A 20,387-nucleotide genomic window follows, 5' to 3' on the forward strand; every position below is an offset into this window, starting at 1 on the left:
CTCCTGTTCAAGCAGCGTGTTCCCTCGCACGCTTGTCCCGCGGGGCCGCTAGCGCGATGCCGACCGCGTCGCTGATGCCCTCGGCAATTGCCGGTGCGCTTGCGAGAACGGCCCCGCCGTTCTGCAGTGAGCCAATTTCAAAGAACGGGCAGACGCGCCCGCCCGCTTCCGCCACCAGCAGAAGACCTGGCACGCAGTCCCAGGAATTCATGTGCAACTCGACATAACCGTCCGAGCGGCCATCCGCGACATAGGCCAGCGCCATGGCGCCGGAACCTGCGCGCCGCACATTGGCACCCTTCTCCAGAAGTCGGGTCATGGCGTCCAGGTATCGGGCGTTGGGGATGCGGGTTGACCAGCCAAGCTCAACCGTTGCCCTGTCGAAACGGTCGGTGCGGGCCGCCGAGATCGGCTGGCCATTGCGGGTCGCGCCCTCACCAGCGCGGCAAAAATAGAGCTCGTCCAGAGCCGGATTGTAGATGGCCCCAAGCTTTGCAACATTGTCTTCGACATAGCCGATGGAAATGCAGAAATGTGGAATGCCGCGGGCAAAATTGGCGGTACCATCGATCGGATCGACGACCCAAACCCGTTCACGAATGTTTCCACCGCCTTCTTCACCAAAGAAACTGTCGTCCGGGAATGCGGCCGCGATCTTCTGGCGAATGTGCGCCTCAGAGGCCGCATCGGTTTCGGTGAGGTAGTCCTGTGGTCCTTTCATTGAAAAGCCTGCGGCCTTGGCATTTTGAAAGCCTTCCAGAGCCAGGGCTCCTGCGGACAGAATGACGTCCCGACACAGTTTGGCTCGGCAATCCAGGTCGTTTGTATAGGTCATTGCTGCCGGCATCCGCATTCTTCTCCATTGAACACGTGTGCAATATTGCACACGTGTTCAATGCGTGCAAGCCCGGATCGACCGATCACTCGGGAAATGCTTTCAAGGCAGGAAATTTCTCAGGAGCGGACCGTTTTGCGCTCAATGAGGGTGACCGGAACTGTGGTTATCACCGACTGGCCAAGTTCATGATCCAGTGCTGCCAGAACGGCCTCCGTCAGGATCTCGAACGATTGCGATATGGTCGTCAGCTCGTAGCTCCGCCAAGAGGCCTGCGGAATATCATCGAAACCGATGATCGACAGATCATCGGGCACGTGGCGCCCCATGTCGTTGCGGGCGCCGTCGAGAAACCCGATCGCCATGATATCGGTGACGCAAAATGCACCGTCGATTTCGGGGTCGGAGAGAAGCTCCCGCGCAGCCTTGAGGCCCGTCTCATAGGTGGTTGGGCCGTCGTGCCAGACGACAAGGTTGACGCCGGCTGCGCCCATAGCAACTGAAAATGCCTCGCAACGGCGCAATTGCGTCGGTGTCTCCGTTCCGCTGGTGACGACGGCAACCTTGCGACATCCCGCCAGCTTCAGTCGCTCGGCCGCAAGCGTGGCCCCGGCAACGTCATCACTCAGAATCATGTCGGTATCTGACCGAGCAAGCTGCCTGTTGATGACGATGAGCTTAACACCGTTTGCAAGACACTCATCGACGATAGACATCGGCGGTTCGCCGGAAAGCACGACAATGGCGCGGGCTCGAAATTCGAAAATCAGCTCGATGAGGGGCGCAATGTCGCTGCGTGCATCCGCAGCATTCAATAGCAGGCATTGTTGGCCGCGTCGCAGCAATCCGATGCTGAGCATGTCCAATTGCTTTGCCATGAACGGTAGGGAAAGGTTCGCCCCAACGACCCCAACGAGATTGGACGAGGAGTTGTTGAGCCCCTGCGCGAGCCTGTTGACGCGGTATCCCAATTCTTGGGCGGCCTGAAGCACCTTGCGGCGCACGTCAGGGGAGACGCTGGCACCTTCCGTAAATGTCCGGGACACAGCAGAACGCGACACGCCTGCTCTTTGAGCGACGTCGACGGACGTGACAAAGGCCTTGGCCATGGGATTCCAACGCGAAGAAGAGGTTGCACGATGTTCTTCGCACTACGATACTTTTCCCATCCTTACAATGTCGGCATGCCACCTTGAATATTGTAACGCGCGGTCCGCGAAACTGTTTTAAATGTGCTTACCATACCTTGTGGTGCGCCATGCAAAACACCTTTGGAATGCCAGACATGCCCGACGAAAACGGAACCTGCGGAGTTCCGGGTGCGTAGACCATCCGGTGTTACACGGATCTGATAGCGCCGCCATCGACACGGATGTTGCTTCCGGTTGCGTACGAGGCTCGCTCGGACGTCACGAAAACGGCGACAGCGGTGAATTCTTCCGGACGCCCTTAGCGGTCAGCAGGTATTCCGGTTGCGGATTTGGCGGCAATCTCCTCGACACTCTTGCTGGATCGCTTGGCTGCAGCGGCGCCGGGCGAAGATCACAGACGGACATCGGCGACCTTCATCGTCAACGAAAGGACAGATCATGCTGGACATGACACGGCTCGATGGCGACTATGCCTATGCCTATGCCTATGCCTATGCCTATGCCTATGCCTATGTCATCGTCGGGGCAGGGACGGCGGGCTGCGTACTCGCCGCCCGCCTGACGGAGGATCCGAAGACCTGCGTGCTGCTCCTGGAGGCCGGCGGATCGGACCGCTATCATTGGGTGCAGATCCCCGTCGGCTATCTCTACTGCATCGGCAATCCGCGCACCGGCTGGATGATGCGCACCGCATCCGAACCCGGTCTCAGCGGACGGAGCCTCGCCTATCCGCGCGGCAAGGTGCTCGGCGGCTGCACCTCGGTCAATGGCATGATCTATATGCGGGGTCAGGCCGCCGACTACGACGGCTGGCGCGATCTCGGCAAACCAGGCTGGGGCTGGTCGGATGTGCTGCCCTATTTCCGGAAGTCCGAGGACTATCACGGGCCTTCAGGAGACATGCATGCAAAGGGTGGCCCCTGGAAGGTCAGCCGCCAGCGCCTGAAATGGGATATCCTCGAAGCGGTCCAGCAGGGTGCCCGCAAAGTCGGCATCGAACCGCGCGCCGACTTCAAGGTGCAGAACACGGTGACGCTGAACCAGCTGGCCAATTCCTGGCGCCCTAATATGCCCTTTCCGCTCTGGCCCCATGTCGAGGGCACCCAGCCAGTTCGGCATGTTCACGCGGTCCAATCCGGACGAAGACCGGCCCAACATCGAATATCACATCCAGCCGCTGTCCACCGACAAGCTCGGCGATCCGCTCCATCCGTTTCCGGCAATCACCGTCTCTGTCTGTCAGTTGCGCCCGACCAGCGCCAGCACATACCACATCACCTCGACAGATCCGGCCCTGCAGCCCGAGATCCGTCCGAATTACCTCTCGACCGACCACACGCCGCGCCAACTCTGGAGCGCATTCCTTAGCCGAATATCTATTCTCAGGCGCAGTCGGCACCAAAAAAATCGACCAGGAGCTTGTTGAACGCCTGAGCCGATTCGGTGCTGACAAGATGGCGGCCCGGCAAGGAGCAATATTGACCCGCCGGGACCTTCAGCGATAATTGGTTGACGTCCTCAGGTGGGCAGACGCTATCGCTGGTGCCAGCGATCGCCAGGAGTTGATTTGGTATCTGCCCGATCTGGTCGCCCAGATCTGCATTTGAGAGCGCGATGCAACATCCGACATAGGCATCGACGGAGGTCGCCTCGAACACTTTCAGGAAATGATTGACGGTGACGGGTGCCGTGGCTGCAAACTCAGGCGAAAACCAGCGCTCCCGAGTACCTGGAAGGAGTGCTTTCAAGCCTTGTGAACGAACAAGATCGACGCGTCCGCTCCAAGCCTCCGCGGTGCCGATCTTCGGTGCCGTTGCTGCGACCACGATCTTGTCGATCCGCTTGGCTGCATTTATCCCCAGCCATTGGCCGATCAGTCCGCCGATCGACAAGCCGCAGAAATGCGTCCGCTCGATCCCCAATGCATCCAGCAACTGCAGGAGATCATTGCCAAGTTCATCGAGGGTGCAACCTGTGCTCGGAGCAGTCGACAAGCCATGGCCGCGACGATCGTAGCGCAGGATTCTGAAATGCCGGGCGAGGCTTGCCACCTGCGGCTCCCACATTGAAAGGTCTGTTCCCAGCGAGTTGCAGAATACCAGCCAGGGACGATCGGTGGCCGTGTTTTCGACCTGATAGTGCAGGCGATGGCTTGGCAGGATCAGGTAAGGCATGAGGGTTACGAACCAGTGCAGATGACCGAGAACGGCGTTTGTTGACAGCCGCCCCGGAGGAGCGGCTGTCAACCCATATTCATCAGGCAACAGCGCGCGGGCGCAGGGCGTTCACCTGGTTGTCGACACCGTCGAGGAGGGCTGTCAGCTTGATGTCGAAGACGATCTCGGCAAAGGGACCATTCAAGCCATTCGCCTTGATGTTGGTCTCGTCGGTGCGCTCGATGACATCGGGCACCAGGCCGTCACGCGTGGCATAGGCAAAGTCATCGTTGATCAGCGGGTCGCCGGCGATGTTGATCTGCGTGGTCAGCTTGCGATGCCCATCTGCACTGACGAAGAAGTGGATATGGGCCGGACGCTGGCCGTGGCGACCGAGCGCCGACAGCAGCTTTTCGGTCGGGCTGCCCGGCGGAACGCCATAGCCGTGCGGCACGATGCTGCGGAACTTGTAGCGACCCTTCTCGTCCGTGATGATGGTGCGGCGCATGTTGAAGGGCGCCTGCTTGCCGGTCGGATCGAAGTGCGAATAGAAGCCACGCGTGTCGCAATGCCAGACCTCGACCTTCGCCCCGGCGCTCGGCTTGCCGTCGGCACCGTAAACGGTGCCATGCATGATCAGCGTATGACCGTCCGTATCCGTGCCGTCATCGAGACGGGCGAAGCCCTGACATTCCGGAGCGCCAGCCACATAGAGCGGCCCCTCGATCGTCCGCGGCGTCTCGTTCTTGATGCCGAGCGCATCGTCGATGGCATCCAGACGCTCGTCGAGGAAGTGGTCCAGGCCAAGGCCGGGCGAAATCAGGCCGGCCTGACCGGACGCGCCGATCTCATTGACCCAGGCAATCGCCGTCCAGTACTCGTCTGGCGTCACGTCGAGGTCGTCGATCGTCTTGAAGAGATCCGAGACGACCCGATGGACGATCTGCTTGACGCGCAGATTACCGTCTTTCTGGTCAAAGCCGCTCAAGACCTTGAGAAAGTCCTGGATGTCGGGGCGGTTGAAGATCTTTACGCTCATGTCATGTCCTCCTCACATGGGGTGAATTGAGCCAGATGTCTCCGGCATAGTCGTCAACGGTCGTCGTCGCGAACAGCCGAGGGGTGGCGAAGCAGCGGCATCACCTCGATGTCCATGAATTTGAAAAGGGGCAGGCCTGACAGCAGCGCATGCAACTCGTCATTATCAGCCACGTCGAAGATGCTGATGTTTGCGTAGTGTCCGGCGATCCGCCAGATATGGCGCCATTTGCCTTGTGACTGCAGCGACTGCGAATAGGCTTTCTCCCGCTGGAGGATTTCGGCCGTTTGGTCCGCAGGCAGATCATGCGGCAGGTTGACGGTCATCTTGACGTGAAACAGCATCGTCCCCTCCTCAATCCTGCGCTGCGGTCATGTGGCGCGATCCCTCGCGGGTGAAGCGCTTGAGCTTTTCTTCGTCGAGCGAGATGCCGAGACCGGGACCAGTGGGGACAGCCAGCGAGAAATTGCCGTAGTCGAGCGGCGCCTCAAGGATTTCTTCGGTGAGAAGCAGCGGGCCGAACAACTCGGTTCCCCATTGCAGTTCCGCAAAGGTCGAGAAGACATGGGCCGAAACGATAGTCCCGATTGCGCCCTCAAGCATGGTGCCGCCGTAGAGTTCGATGCCGGCCGAATCGGCAACGGTGGCGACGCGCTGCGCATTGAAGGGCCCGCCACTCTGCTCCACCTTGACGGCAAAGACATCGGCGCCGTTGGTGCGTGCGATCTCGAAGGCGCTCTCCGGTCCGTTCAGGGATTCGTCCGCCATGACCGCGATCGGGAAGCGACGGACGAGGCGACCGAGTGCTGCGGTGGATTTGACCGGCTGCTCGACGAGTTCGCAGCCGGCATCGGCAAGGGCTGCAATGCCGAGATTGGCTTCGGTTTCGGTCCAGGCCATGTTGACATCGACGCGGACAGCCGCGCGGTCCCCGAGTGCGCGCTTGATGGCGGCAACATGGGCGACATCCTCGCGAACCGATCGCAGGCCGATCTTCAGCTTGAAGATCGAATGGCGGTGGAGCGCAAGCATCTGCTCGGCCTCGTCGATGTCGCGGGCGGTGTCTCCCGATGCAAGCGTCCAGGCCACAGGTAACCGATCTCGGCGGCGACCGCCGAGGATTTCGCTGATGGGCAATCCGACGCGCTTGCCCTGCGCGTCGAGGAGGGCCGTTTCCACCGCGCTCTTTGCGAAGCGGTTGTCCTTCACCCTCTTGCCGAGCCGCGCCATCAGGGACTGGACGCGCGTGGCATCCTGGCCAAGAAGCACCGGTGCGAAATATTGATCGATGGAAAGCTTCATGCTTTCAGGGCTTTCGCCGCCATAGGCCAGTCCACCAATGGTCGTGCCTTCGCCGATGCCGACGATCCCGTCGCTGGCATGGATCCGGACCAGCATCAGCGTCTGGCCCGTCATCGTCGCGACCGAAAGCTTGTGTGGTCGGATCGTCGGCAGGTCGACGAGCATCGTTTCGATGCGTTCGATGGTCGGGGTGGCGGCAAGCGCCTCAAGGTGTGGGTGAATGGTCGCGTTCATGCGGATGATCATGGAAAAGAACGTGGGTCCCGTCCAAGACCATTTCAGTGTCGCATGATACCTTCCAGGTATGATGCCTGTTTTGCCCGCTGGTTTTCTGATGTGATTTGGCGCACCCTGTTGAAACTATGATAGTGAGGGGCGGGTGCGCAGATGGATCTCAGGCAGCTTAGATACTTTGTCGCCGTGGCGAAGGAGCGCAACTTCACGCGCGCCGCCGATCTGCTGCACATGGCGCAACCACCCTTAAGCCGGCAAATCCAGTTGCTGGAGGAGGAACTCGGCGTAGACCTCATCATCCGCTCCAGCCGGCCCGTCCGCCTGACGGAAGCTGGTCGTGTCTTTAACGAACAGGCCCTGCAGATTCTCGGGCGCGTCGAGCAGATGAAAGAGGCAACCCGCCGTGTGGGTCTCAACCAGAACAGCGTGCTGTCGATCGGATTCGTGGCATCCACACTTTATGGCGGCCTACCCGCACTCGTACGCAAACTGAGACAGCAGGCGCCAGATGTCGATATCCAGCTTCTCGAGATGATGTCGGTGCACCAAGTCTCTGCCTTGAAGGAGGGCCGGATCGACATCGGCTTTGGACGGTTGCGACACACCGATCCGCAGATTGTCACTACAATTCTCCGGGAAGAGCCGCTTGCCGTTGCGATTGCTCGTGATACGCGGCTCGCTTTTACCGTTGATCCCATTCTGCCTGAAGCCCTGGTCGGGGAAAAACTGATCCTTTATCCGCGCACACCGCGCCCGAGCTTTGCAGATCATGTCCTGAATGTGCTGCTTGAGAAAGACGTCCGCCCCGCTGAAATTCAGGAGGTAACCGAAATTCAGACAGCGCTTGGCCTGGTGGCGGCAGAGGCTGGCGTCTGCGTCGTTCCTGCGTCAGCCCGCAAACTGCGCTCGGATGTCCATTATCGCCTCCTCGCTGGTGAACGGTCCACTTCCCCTGTCGTCCTCAGTCAGCGCGTCAGCGACAATTCTGCCCACGTTACATTGGTCAGGAGGCTCGCTCTTGAGATGCAAATGGACGATGCTTCATCGTTGGATCTGTGGAGTGACGTTCCCTCTTAGGGAGGGTGCCGGCCATCTTCTGCAGGTTCGTGGCGGTCTCAAATCGGTTCCGTTGGAAAGTCGCGGAGAAGTTCGAGCTTGATCAGCAACCAAGCCACGGCTGCTGCTGCCAGCATCGCCATGCCTGCAAGCGCCACATCGGACATTCCATGTCGCCAGGTGCCAACCTCGGCCACCAGCAGGAAGCACATGTTGGCGTCGAGGCCCATGCCCTGCGTCGCGGGGTGCGCTCTGAGCATTGCCCCTGCAGCCAGGAAGAGGGCCGTCAACACAACGAGTAGCACAGGCGTATCGGCGAGCAGCGTATAGCTTGCTGTGTGGTACACGATGCCGCTGATGACACCGATTGCGACCCCCGGCAGAAGGTTGCGGTGTATTGGTCTTGGATCGGGTGCACTCGACATGATCAGCGTGTAGACGACCAGGGTCATGCCGAAAGCAAGGACCTGGAAACTTGCAAAGCCTGCGGTTGTGATTCCCGCAGCCATCGTCGCTCCGGCACAGATCAGAAAGCGCTTGATACCGGCCGTTCGGGTGCGGCCATGCGGCTGACGCGCAGGAGGAGCGCCGCGCGCAGGAGTAAAGACGACGGTGACCGCCGCTACGCAAACAACACCGAGAATTGTGCAAAGGATGCGATCGACGGCGAGCGCGACCGGGGTCGCAACTGCGTCGTGTGGCAGGCGGGATAGAAACGGCAGCACGACAACGAGCATTGTGATCGCGGCCATGAAAGCGCCGTAGCTTCGCGTCGTGCCGATGCGGAATGCGAGAGCCGCACAAGCGCCGATGAACCCGGACAGGCAGAGAATGAGCACCGATTGAGGTGGATCGAGGAAAAGCAGACCTAGGGAAACTGCCGCGCCGATCAACGTTCCGACAATGCGCAACGCCGCACGCGTCAGAAGATCTTCCCTGAACGCCTGGTGTACCACCCAGACGGGCATGGCGGCCCAGAACGGATTGGCAAGGCCAAACATCTTGGCAAGTCCGAGCGCCGCTGCAGAAGCGATAAAGAGTTGCAACGCGAGGAAGAGAATGGCCGGGCTGACGCCTGCCACCTGCCATATAGGCCTGGTCGCCATGAGTTTCATACCTTTGCGTCGCTGGTTCCAGCTGGGGTGCGCTGACTGAGCGCTCGGCTCCTAGCTGCCTCTTGCGTGCTTGTCCAGAACCGAGATTGTGTGCCGATGCCGACCTTGGCGAAATATCGTCAGTCTTCCGGCAGTTGCAGTTTTCGCGATCGGTGCGGTCTTGCTTCGCGAGGCGATTGTCCGGTCCAATCCTTGAACGCGCGCGAGAAGGCGGCGCCGTCGGCATAGCCGAGTGCCAGCGCGACGTTGGCTGCGCGGGTATCCGGACGCTCCAGAAGGTTGGCCGCCAGTTCCGACCGGTGCTTGCGCATCAAGGCCCGCACCGAGGTGCCCTCGTCATCCAAGCGCCGTTGCAGTGTGCGCAAGCTCATGCCCAGTTCCTGGGCGAGGAAGGTCGTCGTGACGGGGCGCCGCCCGAGATAGAGCTGTATGAGGAAGTTCACCTTTTCCGAAACCCCGTCTTCTGGCTTCATCTCGCTGATCAGGTCGGCAAGGTGCCGCTCCAGCGTGGCAATGAGGAATTTGTCTTCGGTACGATAGACGCGGTCGGTCTCCTCGACATCATAGATCAGCCGATTGCTGGACTGCGAAAACAGGATCGGTGCCCGGAATATGCGCTTCAAAGGCTCGATCTTTGCCGGACGCTCATGCTCGAAATGCACTTCGAGCGGGTTGAGGTTGGCGCGAAAGCAGGATCGCACCAGTTCGCAGGTCGCCGCCATGGAGTATTCCGCATCCTGCCTGCGTGGCCAGATGGTGCGATCGGTCAAGGCGTAGCTCCAGGTCAGCGTGCCGTCTTCTTCCACGACGCCGGAACTGGTCGCGCCCTGCAGGGAATTGGCGAGGCGCGCAATCCGTTGAAGGGCGATGTGAATGGACGGAGAAACGGAGAACAGGATGCCCATGGGGCCGATATCGGCAGGTTTGAGATGGGCGCCGAGCTTTGCACCAAACGCATCATCACCTGTTGCTGCCGCAGCATCTTCGAGAAAGGCGACGAAGTGGTGGAGAGGGATCAATGCATAGGGATCGCCAAGTTGGCTCGACGGGATGGCCTGTCGATTGAGCAAGGTGGCGGGCGAAACGCCCGCATTCTGGAGATGCTCGATGAACGGGGTCAGTGCCGCGACGCGGATATAAGTGACGGATTGTCGCCCGCCAATCTGCACGGCGCCCTTGGACATGGCCAATTTCTCCACTGTTTGGCATAAACTATCAAATAAATGTCATATATAGCAATATCCAAGCGGCCAGCGCTCTCTCATCTTTCTTAACAATAAACAAAGAAACCGTGAGGGGTTCACATGACTGTCGCCAAGAATGCGCCAGCGTCCACAGGACGTCTGGCCCGGAATTCCGTGGGCATCGCCCATATCATCTTCTTCGTCGTTGCCGCTGCCGCGCCGCTGACCGCTGTCGTTGGTGCAACGCCGCCTGCATTTGCTTTCGGCAATGGCGCCGGGGTTCCCGGCGCCTTCGTGCTTGCCGGTCTGCTTTACCTGCTCTTCTCGGTCGGCTTCACCACCATGAGCCGGCATGTTGGCGGGGCAGGCGCGTTTTATACCTACATCACACAGGGCATCGGCAAGCCTGCCGGTGTGGGCGGTGCCTTCATTGCGCTTTTGACCTATAGCTCCGTCCAGATCGCGGTCTATGGCTTGCTCGGCCTTTTCACCCACAACATGATGGTTGAGGTCGGTGCCGATCTGCCCTGGTATGTCTGGTCACTCGGCTTCCTGGTGCTCGTGCATCTGGCAGGCCAGCGCAACATCGCCTTCTCGGGTGCGATTCTGGGGATCTGCATGGTGGCGGAAATCGTCATCCTGCTCCTGCTGAATATTGCGATACTGCTCGCAGGCGGCGGGCCTGAGGGCATCAACCTGATTTCCTTCGAGCCCTCCACGGTGTTCAGCGCGGGGCTGGGCGTGACACTCGTCTTCGTTGTCGGGTCCTTCATCGGCTTCGAGGCGACGGCGATCTTCGCCGAAGAGGTCGACCGTCCGGAAAAAACGATTCCCCGCGCGACCTATATCTCCGTTCTTCTGATCGCCGTCTTCTACGCCTTTTCCACCTGGACGATCGGACTGCATTACGGTCCGTCGAAGGTGCAGGAAACTGCGGCTGCGTCGCTCGACGCCTTCTATTTCGGCGCAGCGACCGATGTGCTTGGCGCATGGTCGGCAACCGCCATGAACCTGCTCCTGATCACCAGCCTGTTTGCCTGCGTGCTTTCCTTCCACAACACGCTCAATCGCTACTTCTTTGCGCTTGGACGCGAAGGGCTCGCGGCTCGTGTGCTGGGCAAGGTTCATGCGGTTCATGGTTCGCCCCATGTTGCCGGCATGCTGCAGTCCGCCTTGGCCGCCACCGTGATCATCGCGTTTGCGCTTGCCGGACAGGACCCGTTCGCCGTCGTCTTCTCGTATATGTCCGCCCTGACCGTCATCGGCATCCTCACCGTGCAGGCGGTGGTATGCATCGCGGTGATCCTCTATTTCCGCAAGAACAGCCATGGACATGGCCCCTGGCAGACACTCGTCGCGCCTGCGCTCTCCTTTGTCGGCCTTGTCGGTGCGCTCGGTCTGGTCATCTCGAACCTCGAACTGCTGGCAGGTGCGTCGAACATCGTCGTCGATAGCTTCCCGCTGATCGTGGCGCTTGTTGGCCTCGGCGGCGTGATCTTCGCCATGCGGATCAAGGGCGCCGATCCCGTCCGATATGCAGCCCTCGGCAAGGTGTTCGAGGCGTAACGCCCAACCCATCACCGCGGGACGGCGTCGAACCGTCCCGTCTTTTTCCAAAGCGGCCTCCTTCCTGTCCTCAAGACCGGATGCGATGTGCTGCGGCCAAATGAAAGCATCAGCCATGAACGACATGACCGCCATCCAAAGCACGAAGATCGATTTCATCTATCTGTCGGAAGAAGACATGATCAAAGCCGGCGTGACCGATATGCCGGCCTGCGTCGATGCCATGGAAGAAATGTTCGGCCTGCTCTATCACGGTGACTACCGGATGGCTGGTCCGAACAGCGACAGCCATGGTGCGGCCATTTCCTTCCCGGAAAACTCTCCGTTTCCGGACATGCCGAAGCCGACCGCCGACCGCCGTTTCATGGCGATGCCCGCCTATCTCGGTGGCCGTTTCCGCACGGCAGGCATGAAGTGGTACGGATCCAACATCGAAAACCGGGACAAGGGCCTGCCGCGTTCGATCCTGATGTTCTGCCTCAATGATGCGGACACCGGTGCCCCGCTCGCCTTCATGTCGGCGAACCTGCTTTCCGCCTATCGCACCGGTGCTATTCCGGGCGTTGGCGCACGCCATCTGGCGCGCAAGGACAGCCGTGTCGTCGGAATTCTCGGACCAGGCGTCATGGCGAAGACCACGCTTGCAGCCTTCATGGCCGCTTGCCCCAACATCGATACGCTGAAGGTCAAGGGTCGCGGTGAAAAGAGCCTGAAGAGCTTCCTTGCCTGGGTTGCCGAGACCTATCCCCAGATCACGTCCGTCGCTGTGGTCGACAGCATTGAGGCCGTCGTACGCGACAGCGATCTGGTCAGCTATTGCAACTCGGGTGCGGTCGGCGATCCCTCGACCTATCCGATGGTCAAGCGCGAATGGGTGAAGCCCGGCGCCTTCCTCGCGATGCCGGCCCTCTGCAACATCGACGAAGCCATGGAGGCCCGGGATGTTCGCAAGGTGGTCGACAACACGGGCCTTTACGACGCCTGGTTCCATGAACTGCCGAAGCCGGCCCATGTGCATGTACCGATCGTCGGTGTGAAGTTCATGGACATGATCGCCGAGGGCCGCATGGATCGCGCCGACCTCGAAGACATCGGCAAGATCGTCGCCGGCGATGCGCCGGGACGTCAGAACGATGAAGAGATTATCATCATGTCCGTCGGCGGCATGCCGGTCGAGGATGTTGCCTGGGGCACGATCGTCTACCGAAACGCCATCAGCCGCGGCATCGGCGTCAAGCTCAACCTCTGGGACGTTCCCGTCTTGCGCTGATATCCCCGGCGCCAACTTGCCGGGTGGATCGCGGTGTTCCAGCCCGCCCGGCCTTTCTTTTCAATTCAGCAACGAGTGCACCATGACCAAGGTCGTCAAGATCAAGACCGGATCCAAGTTCGAGGATCACGGCAGCTATTCGCGTATCGTCGCGGTCGACAACTGGATTTTCGTCTCCAATACGGCCGGGCGCAACCCGGTGACCAAGGAAATTCCGGAGGATATCACTGAGCAGACCCTCCAGGTCTTTGCCAACATCGAAGCTGCGCTGGCAGCCGTCGATTCCGGCCTTGCCGACGTCGTGGCTTCGCGGGTGTTCATCCAGGATCCTGGCGATACCATGGCCGTGATGACGGTTGTCGGGGAGAAGTTCCGCGGCATCAATCCCGCCAGCACCGTCACATGCCCGCCGCTCGGATCGACGGTCTACAAGGTCGAGATCGAAGTGACCGCCTATCGTGGCGCGGGAAAGGCAGAGACCGAAGAGCGGGTCATCTCCCTCTGATCCAGCGTCCGGGAGGTTTGTGATCCATCCCTCCGTCCTTTCCAGAAACTTCAGGTTCGCAGCCATGGCACCCACCATCCTCCCCGTTCAGACAGCTTCTTCCTTTCCTGCACAAACGACTGTTGTCGTCATTGGCGGCGGGATCGTCGGGCTGACGGCCGCCCTCGTTCTTGCCGAGCGTGGCGTGCCGGTTGTGCTTTTGGAGAAAGGGCGCGTGGCGGGGGAGCAGTCCTCGCGCAATCTCGGCTGGATCCGCAAGATGGGCCGCTCGGCGCCGGATGTGCCGATGGCGCAGGCGGCAGACCGTCTCTGGGCGCAGATGCCCGAGCGTGTCGGAATGGATGTCGGATATCGCCAGGCAGGCATCATGTATCTCGCCCGAACCGAAGCCGAGATGGAGATGCACCGCCAGTGGATGAAGACGGTCGAAGGCCTGCAGCTCGATTCCCAGATGCTGAGCGCCCGGGAGATCGATGACCGGGTGCCGGGTGGGAAGGGGACCTGGGCCGGTGGTATCTACACCGCCTCTGATGGTCGCGCAGAGCCGACGCTGGCGCCAAGCGCGATTGCGCGGGCCGCGATTGCGAAAGGGGCCGTGATCGTCGAGAACTGCGCCGTTCGCACGCTTGTCCGTTCGGCAGGCCGCGTCACGGGTGTTGTCACCGAACGGGGCGAAATCCGCTGTGATCAGGTTCTCCTTGCCGGCGCGCTCTGGTCGCGCAAGTTCCTGGCCAATCTCGGCGTCTCCCTGCCGACTTTGCCACTCGTTTGTTCGGTCATCCGCACCGCCCCGATGGAGGGGCCGACGGAGATCGCTGTCGGTGGCCCCGACTTCTCCTTCCGCAAACGCCTTGATGGTGGTTACACCATCACCCAGCGCGGCGCGCTCGGCGCACCGCTGATGCTCGACCACCTCCTGATCGGCCTGCGTTACCTGCACATGTTGCGCGGCCAGCGGCAGTTGCTGCGCATCAGCCTCGGGTCCGATTTCATGAAAGACATCTCCCTGCCGCGTCGTTGGGGTGCGAAATCCCGGTCCCCATTCGAGCGCGTGCGCGTGATGGATCCGCCGGCAAATCCCGATATCAATGCTGAGGCCATGCGCAACCTGACCGCCGCCTGGCCGCTCTTTGCCGATGCGGTGATTGAGGAGGTCTGGGCAGGCATGATGGATATCACGCCGGATTCCCTGCCGGTGATCGGTCCGGTTGCCGGTATTCCGGGACTTACGCTTGCGACCGGTTTTTCGGGCCACGGCTTCGGGACGGGACCGGCTGCCGGCCAGCTTGCCGCAGACCTGGTCACGGCGTCCTCTACGCCGCTGCTCGATCCGACACCCTATCGTCTCGAACGATTTTCCTGAGTTCTATCGCGGCTGCCGATCGATTGTCAGCAGCAGGCAGAATGGCGGGCCTCGCGTGTCCGCCACTGCCCTTCCTCAGACCCGGCGGGGATCGAGGCCGCGGACGGTCTCGACCGCGTTGCGCGTGTCGGGCAGGAATTCGAGCAGCAACCCGTCTGGCATTTCGACCCAATGGGCGCCCTTGTCCAACGACTTGCCGCCATGAGCCAGCGCGCCCTGGATTGCCGCCGGCACGTCGGCACAGATGAGGCCCAGATGCGCGAAACGGCCTTCCGGGCCGGTGAACCCAGCATCCTCGACAATCTGAAGGCCGCCGAGCAGCCAGACCTGGCTTGGCTTTTCGTCCGTCCCGTCCCGTTTGGTCACGGTCATCCCGAGCACATCGCGGAAGAAGGACAGATGCGTGGTGATGTCGCGGACGGTGAAGGCGACGTGGTCGAGATAGGCCGCCGTCGCAGTCTTTATTTCAGGCATGGGAAATCCTTCTCTTTATGCTGCAAGCCGTCCTTGCCGTTCAATCGGCGTATAGGCTTTTATTTACTGCAGGGGGCGGGATGCCACCTGCTGCCAGGTTCGTTCGAGATCGTGTTCGCGAAAATGCCGGACCAGGGCGTCGATGAAGAGGCGCGTGCGTGCCGGAAGATGGGTTCGCGAAGGAAAGACGATGTTCATCGTCAGGCTCGGCAGGGTCCAGTCGGTGAGGACCGGTACCAGCCGCCCTGCCTCGATATCCTCATGAACGACATAGGCCGGTTGCACCAGCAGCCCCATGCCGGACAGGGCGGCCTGGCGCAGCAGTTGGCCGTCATTGCTTGCCATCTCGGCCAGGGTCGAGAAGCGGCGCTCTTCATTGCCGCGTGTGAAGGTCAGCTGGTCCCAGTTTTCCGAGAGGGTGTAGAGAAGCAGATCGTGGCGTTCCAGGTCGTCGGGCGCCTGCGGCACCCCCTGTCGCGCAAGATAGTCTGGAGCACCGACCATCATGCGTGGCATCTCGGCCAGTTTGCGGATCGTGACGCTGCTGTCCACCTCGGCTCGTCGCGTCCGGATTGCGAGGTCAAGTCCGTTTTCGATGATGTCGCAGTAGCGGTTGGAGGCCTGGAGGTCGATGCGCACTTGCGGGTAGCGTGCCTTGAAGGCATTGATCACCGGGATCAGGTGCAGCATCGCAAAGGACAAGGACGCGCCAAGACGCAGCACGCCGGTTGGCTCTGCCGAAACGTGGCTGACACTTTCTTCGGCTTCCTGCAGCGTCGAGAGAATGTCGCGCGCGCTGCGGGCGAAACGCTGTCCTTCGGAGGTCAACGACAGAGCCCGCGTTGTCCGCTGCACAAGCCGCACGCCGAGGCGGTTTTCCAGGTTTGTCAGATGCCGGCTGACGCCGGAGACCGACAGACCCATTTCTTGCGCAGCGCGCGTCAGGTTTGCCTCATCGGCGATGCGCGTGAAAACTTCCAGTTCGACGAAGCGATCCATCCTGTCCACCCAATTGTTGAAGTTCCCGTTTTTTATAACGGTAATATTCACCCAAATATGCATTTTATCAAGTGGGCTGAACGCGCCTTCTCGGTGTTGCGAGATCTGCAAGAATGTTTTCCGATTTACGTGATTTATCACGTTTCATTTGAAGGGCAGGATGCGCCGACGTCGCAGCGGTCTCTAGGACCCGTTTGTGCCATCATTTTCTGGAGATCGTACATGTCCGATGCCGGCCACAAGTCCAGCCCTGTCCGCCACATCGTCATGTGGAATGTGGCCGGAGACACAGCAGAAGAGCGTGCGACCGCGATCGAGATCGTCCGCAATGCCTTCGAGGCTCTGCGGGGCCGCATCCCAGGTCTGATAAGCCTCGAGATCGGAATCGACCACAGCCGCATCGACTATGCGTGCGACATGGTCCTGGTTACCGACTTCGATAGTGAGGCTAGCCTTCAGGCCTATGCGACGCATCCTCTGCACTTGGCCGTCCGAGACCAACTGCAAGGGGTGAGGGTCGCCCGGTATCAGGTGGACTACTGCCTCCGCTCGATGGATGCGGCATGATGGTCGAGCGAGAGTTCATCTACACCGGCCACCCCGCCCGCGTCATCTTCGGCTTCGGCACCACGGTGCGCCTGCCGGAGGAGCTTGCACGTCTCGGCAAACAACGGGCACTGGTCCTTGCAACCCCCGCCCAGAAGGCGGAAGCCGAGACCCTGCTTGCGCTGCTCGGACCGGCGGGTGCCGGCGTCTTTGCCGGTGCCGTCATGCACACGCCCGTCGATGTCAGCGAGCTTGCCACGAAACAGGCAGACGCGCTTTCGGCGGATGTCCTCGTCGCCGTCGGCGGCGGTTCGACCATCGGGCTCTCCAAGGCGATCGCCCTGCGCACCGATCTGCCCCAGGTCGTCTTGCCGACCACCTATGCCGGTTCCGAAATGACGCCGATCATCGGCCAGACCGAGAATGGCGTGAAGCGGACGCAGACCACGCTCAAGGTGCTTCCGGAAGTCGTCATCTATGATGTCGAGCAGACGCTCGGACTACCGGTCGGCATGTCCGGGACCAGCGGCATGAACGCGATGGCGCATGCCATCGAGGCACTCTACGCACGCGAGACAAATCCGATCATCTCGGCGCTCGCCATCGAGGCGATCCGGTCGCTGGCCCGCGCGCTTCCGGTTATCGCCAAGGCACCCGGCGATCGTGATGCGCGTGCCGATGCGCTCTACGGTGCGTGGCTCTGTGGCATATGCCTGGGGTCGGTCGGCATGGCGCTGCATCACAAGCTCTGTCACACGCTCGGGGGCGGCTTCGACCTGCCGCATGCCGAAACCCATACGATCATGCTGCCGCATGCGCTTGCCTACAATGCGCCGGCGATCCCCGACGTCATGAAGAAGCTCACAGACGTTCTCGGTAGCGATCCGAGCGGCGCACTCTTTGATCTCGCTCGCGCCATCGGGGCGCCCGTTGCGCTCTCGCAGATCGGCATGCCTGAAGATGGCATCGACAAGGCGGTGGAGAGTGCCTTTGCCAATCCCTACTGGAACCCGCGTCCGCTGGAAAAGGAGGCGATCACCGCGCTGATCGCCCGTGCCTATTCCGGTGAGCGGCCCGTCATCGACTGAGGAGGAGGACATATGCGTTATTTCACTGAAGAGGCATCCGCTGAGGTCGTCAACGAACGCATGGGGCCGTCGGTCTCACCGCGACTTTCGCGCATCATGTCCTCGCTCGTCACCCATCTGCATGCCTTCGTGAAGGATGTGGAACTGACCGAGTCGGAATGGGGCGTGGCCATCGATTTTCTCACCCGCACCGGGCAGATCTGCTCGGATGCGCGTCAGGAATTCATCCTTCTGTCGGACGTGCTCGGTGTATCCATGCTGGTCGATGCCATTAATCACCGCACTCCAGGCCAGGCCACGGAGACCACGGTTTTCGGCCCCTTCCACGTCGATGGAGCGCCGGAGCGCGAGATGGGCGCCAATATCAGCCTGGATGGCAAGGGCGAGACCTGTCTCTTCGAAGGCCGGGTGCTCGATGTCGACGGACGGCCGATTGAAAATGCACTCGTCGACGTCTGGTCGGACAATGAGGACGGCTTCTACGACGTGCAGCAGCCGGGCGTGCAGCCGCCTTTCAACAATCGCGGCATTTTCCGGACCGACAAGGATGGCCGCTATGCGTTTCGGGGCATCAAGCCGGTCGCCTATCCGATCCCTGATGACGGGCCGGTGGGCAGGATGCTGGCCGCGCTCGGCCGCCATCCCTGGCGTCCTGCGCACATGCATTTCCTGGTCACCGCGCCGGGTTGCGAGCGCCTGATTACCCACATTTTCGTTGCCGGCGACGCCTATCTCACCTCCGACGCGGTCTTCGGTGTGAAGGAAACGCTGATCGTCGATTTCAAGCCGGTCGTGAGCCCGAGCGAGCGCTGGCGGGCGCATTTCGATTTTGTCCTCGCTCCTGCCACAGCGAGCAGAGCCTAAGCCTGAACGGGGAGCCACGCCGGGAACGCGGCTGTTGAACGAACAAAACCAAACCGGAGGGAAACATTATGAAAATCGCCCAACCTGACAGCGCCGTGACCAGCATTTCTGCGCAGGTCACCTCTTTTCTGTCTGCACCGAAATGTCTGATCGACGGCAAGCCGCATGCGGCGCTGTCTGGCAAGACCTATTCCGTCTACAACCCGGCCGATGGCTCGGTGCTGGCCGAGGTGCCTGCCTGTGGGGCCGAGGATGTCGATCTGGCCGTGAAGGCGGCGCGTCGCGCCTTCGAGGGGCCTTGGTCACAGATGCTGCCGGCTCAGCGCCAAGGCATTCTCCTCAAGATTGCCGATCTGATTGAAGCCCATGGCGAAGAGCTTGCCCAGCTCGAGACGCTGAACCAGGGCAAGTCGATCATGCTCTCGCGCCTGATCGAGGTTCAGTCCTCTGCCGAGTATTTCCGCTACATGGCGGGCTGGGCGACCAAAATCGAGGGATCGACGCTTGATGTCTCCATCCCGATCCCACCCGGCATGCGCTACCAGGCCTATACCCGCAAGGAAGCCGTCGGGGTCGTTGCCGCGATCACGCCCTGGAATTTTCCGCTCAATATGGCTGTCTGGAAGATCGCGCCGGCGCTTGCGGCCGGTTGCACGGTGGTTTTGAAGCCGGCGGAGGAAACGCCGCTCACTTCGATCCGTCTGGCCGAAATCTGCCTGGAAGCCGGCGTTCCCGAGGGTGTCGTCAATGTCGTTACCGGCTTCGGCGAGGAGACCGGAGCGCCGCTCGTGGCGCATCCCCAGGTCGCCAAGATCACCTTCACCGGCTCGACGGAAACCGGCAAGCTGATCGGCGTGCAGGCGATGAAGGACATGAAGCGTGTCACGCTGGAGCTCGGCGGCAAGGCGCCGATGATCATGTTTGACGATATGGATCTCGACCTGCTTGGACTCGCTGCCGGCATCGGCAGCTTCTTCAATACCGGGCAGACCTGCTGTGCGGGCGTGCGCATCTATGCCCAGAAGGGCATCTACGAGAAGGCACTTGAGGTGATCGCCAATGTCACCCGCAGTCTCGCCATCGGCTCGGGGCTCGACCCGCGCAACCAGATCAACCCCGTCGTTTCCGCCCGCCATCAGGCGCATGTGAAGGCCTGCATCGCGCGCGGCATTGAAGATGGCGCGAAGCCGGTCATCGGTGCCACAGCTCCGTCGCAGGGCTTCTTCGTGGCGCCGGAACTCTTCACCGATGTACGGCAGGACATGGCCCTGATGCAGGACGAGGTCTTCGGACCTGTTATCACCATGACGCCGTTCGACGATGCCGATGCGGCGATCGCCATGGCCAATGACACGCGCTATGGTTTGGGTGCCTCGATCTGGACGACGGATATCAACAAGATGATGCGTTATGTTCCGAAGATCGAGGCCGGCACGGTCTGGGTCAACAGCCACAACATCCCGGATCAGAATATGCCCTTCGGCGGCATGAAACAGTCGGGGATTGGTCGTGAACACGGACGCGGCGCGCTCGACAACTACCTTGAGACCAAGTCGGTCTGCGTCGCTTACCGCTGAGACAAACTCATGCGGACGCGTCCGAGAAATCGAGTGCGTCCGCTGACTTCCTGGATATGCCTT

General features: G+C 60.9%; 19 protein-coding genes and 1 pseudogene. 10 read left to right on the top strand and 10 right to left on the bottom strand.

Annotation, left to right across the window (positions count from 1 at the left end):
- Positions 1-7: 7 nt before the first annotated feature.
- Positions 8-835, bottom strand: a complete 828-nt coding sequence (locus DMY87_RS16395) for an inositol monophosphatase family protein (RefSeq protein ID WP_110792933.1) — start codon at positions 833-835, stop codon at positions 8-10.
- Between the two features lie 119 nt (positions 836-954).
- On the bottom strand, positions 955-1,944 hold the full coding sequence (locus tag DMY87_RS16400) for a LacI family DNA-binding transcriptional regulator (RefSeq protein WP_110792726.1): 990 nt from the start codon (positions 1,942-1,944) through the stop codon (positions 955-957).
- Positions 1,945-2,433: 489 nt separating this feature from the next.
- Between DMY87_RS16400 and DMY87_RS16410 the strand changes: the two are divergent.
- Positions 2,434-3,319 (top strand): annotated as a pseudogene (locus DMY87_RS16410) (GMC family oxidoreductase); the annotation flags it as partial.
- 49 nt (positions 3,320-3,368) lie between these two features.
- Here DMY87_RS16410 and pcaD read toward each other — a convergent pair.
- The 4 genes from pcaD to DMY87_RS16430 form a co-directional block, all read right to left on the bottom strand.
- Entirely contained in the window at positions 3,369-4,160 is a 792-nt protein-coding gene (gene pcaD / locus DMY87_RS16415) for a 3-oxoadipate enol-lactonase (RefSeq protein ID WP_110792934.1), read from the bottom strand.
- 82 nt (positions 4,161-4,242) lie between these two features.
- Complete coding sequence (gene catA, locus DMY87_RS16420; RefSeq protein ID WP_110792727.1) at positions 4,243-5,181, bottom strand: catechol 1,2-dioxygenase; 939 nt, start codon at positions 5,179-5,181, stop codon at positions 4,243-4,245.
- Positions 5,182-5,234: 53 nt separating this feature from the next.
- The gene (gene catC, locus DMY87_RS16425; RefSeq protein ID WP_110792728.1) at positions 5,235-5,525 is read right to left on the bottom strand and encodes a muconolactone Delta-isomerase; all 291 of its coding nucleotides are present in this window, start codon (positions 5,523-5,525) and stop codon (positions 5,235-5,237) included.
- A 10-nt stretch (positions 5,526-5,535) separates the two neighbouring features.
- Positions 5,536-6,717: a muconate/chloromuconate family cycloisomerase gene (locus DMY87_RS16430; RefSeq protein WP_110792935.1), complete on the bottom strand. Its 1,182-nt coding sequence runs from the start codon at positions 6,715-6,717 to the stop codon at positions 5,536-5,538.
- 153 nt (positions 6,718-6,870) lie between these two features.
- On the opposite strand from DMY87_RS16430, the gene DMY87_RS16435 reads away from it, so the two are divergent.
- Positions 6,871-7,794 (top strand): LysR family transcriptional regulator, encoded by a 924-nt coding sequence (locus tag DMY87_RS16435; RefSeq protein ID WP_110792729.1) that lies wholly within the window; start codon positions 6,871-6,873, stop codon positions 7,792-7,794.
- A 38-nt stretch (positions 7,795-7,832) separates the two neighbouring features.
- Here DMY87_RS16435 and DMY87_RS16440 read toward each other — a convergent pair whose 3' ends face one another.
- Positions 7,833-8,879 carry an FUSC family protein gene (locus tag DMY87_RS16440; RefSeq protein ID WP_165826277.1) on the bottom strand — a complete coding sequence of 349 codons (1,047 nt, stop codon included), beginning with the start codon at positions 8,877-8,879 and terminating at the stop codon, positions 7,833-7,835.
- A 128-nt stretch (positions 8,880-9,007) separates the two neighbouring features.
- Positions 9,008-10,072 carry an AraC family transcriptional regulator gene (locus DMY87_RS16445; RefSeq protein WP_110792731.1) on the bottom strand — a complete coding sequence of 355 codons (1,065 nt, stop codon included), beginning with the start codon at positions 10,070-10,072 and terminating at the stop codon, positions 9,008-9,010.
- Between the two features lie 120 nt (positions 10,073-10,192).
- On the opposite strand from DMY87_RS16445, the gene DMY87_RS16450 reads away from it, so the two are divergent.
- The 4 genes from DMY87_RS16450 to DMY87_RS16465 all read left to right on the top strand — a co-directional run bounded on the left by DMY87_RS16450 (position 10,193) and on the right by DMY87_RS16465 (position 14,776).
- Positions 10,193-11,638, top strand: coding sequence for an APC family permease (locus DMY87_RS16450; protein WP_110792732.1), 1,446 nt, complete (start codon positions 10,193-10,195; stop codon positions 11,636-11,638).
- Positions 11,639-11,753: 115 nt separating this feature from the next.
- Positions 11,754-12,908, top strand: a complete 1,155-nt coding sequence (locus DMY87_RS16455; RefSeq protein WP_110792733.1) for an ornithine cyclodeaminase family protein — start codon at positions 11,754-11,756, stop codon at positions 12,906-12,908.
- A gap of 82 nt (positions 12,909-12,990) precedes the next feature.
- Positions 12,991-13,413: a RidA family protein gene (locus DMY87_RS16460; RefSeq protein ID WP_110792734.1), complete on the top strand. Its 423-nt coding sequence runs from the start codon at positions 12,991-12,993 to the stop codon at positions 13,411-13,413.
- A gap of 64 nt (positions 13,414-13,477) precedes the next feature.
- Complete coding sequence (locus DMY87_RS16465) at positions 13,478-14,776, top strand: NAD(P)/FAD-dependent oxidoreductase (RefSeq protein ID WP_110792735.1); 1,299 nt, start codon at positions 13,478-13,480, stop codon at positions 14,774-14,776.
- A 75-nt stretch (positions 14,777-14,851) separates the two neighbouring features.
- Here DMY87_RS16465 and DMY87_RS16470 read toward each other — a convergent pair whose 3' ends face one another.
- Both DMY87_RS16470 and DMY87_RS16475 read right to left on the bottom strand, forming a co-directional pair.
- A complete protein-coding gene (locus tag DMY87_RS16470) occupies positions 14,852-15,250 on the bottom strand; it encodes a VOC family protein (protein ID WP_110792736.1) in 399 nt (132 codons plus the stop codon).
- A 63-nt stretch (positions 15,251-15,313) separates the two neighbouring features.
- Positions 15,314-16,249: a LysR family transcriptional regulator gene (locus tag DMY87_RS16475; protein ID WP_110792737.1), complete on the bottom strand. Its 936-nt coding sequence runs from the start codon at positions 16,247-16,249 to the stop codon at positions 15,314-15,316.
- Between the two features lie 222 nt (positions 16,250-16,471).
- Here DMY87_RS16475 and DMY87_RS16480 point away from each other — a divergent pair, with 222 nt between their 5' ends.
- From DMY87_RS16480 to DMY87_RS16495, 4 genes are all read left to right on the top strand, one after another.
- Positions 16,472-16,816 (top strand): Dabb family protein, encoded by a 345-nt coding sequence (locus DMY87_RS16480; protein WP_110792738.1) that lies wholly within the window; start codon positions 16,472-16,474, stop codon positions 16,814-16,816.
- Positions 16,813-17,883: a maleylacetate reductase gene (locus tag DMY87_RS16485; RefSeq protein WP_245408947.1), complete on the top strand. Its 1,071-nt coding sequence runs from the start codon at positions 16,813-16,815 to the stop codon at positions 17,881-17,883. Before DMY87_RS16480 ends, DMY87_RS16485 begins: the two co-directional genes overlap by 4 nt.
- Positions 17,884-17,895: 12 nt before the next feature.
- Positions 17,896-18,747, top strand: a complete 852-nt coding sequence (locus DMY87_RS16490) for an intradiol ring-cleavage dioxygenase (RefSeq protein WP_110792740.1) — start codon at positions 17,896-17,898, stop codon at positions 18,745-18,747.
- A gap of 68 nt (positions 18,748-18,815) precedes the next feature.
- On the top strand, positions 18,816-20,324 hold the full coding sequence (locus DMY87_RS16495; protein WP_110792741.1) for an aldehyde dehydrogenase family protein: 1,509 nt from the start codon (positions 18,816-18,818) through the stop codon (positions 20,322-20,324).
- Positions 20,325-20,387 lie beyond the last annotated feature (63 nt).

It is taken from the genome of Peteryoungia wuzhouensis (assembly GCF_003205195.1).
Lineage (GTDB): Bacteria > Pseudomonadota > Alphaproteobacteria > Rhizobiales > Rhizobiaceae > Allorhizobium > Allorhizobium wuzhouense.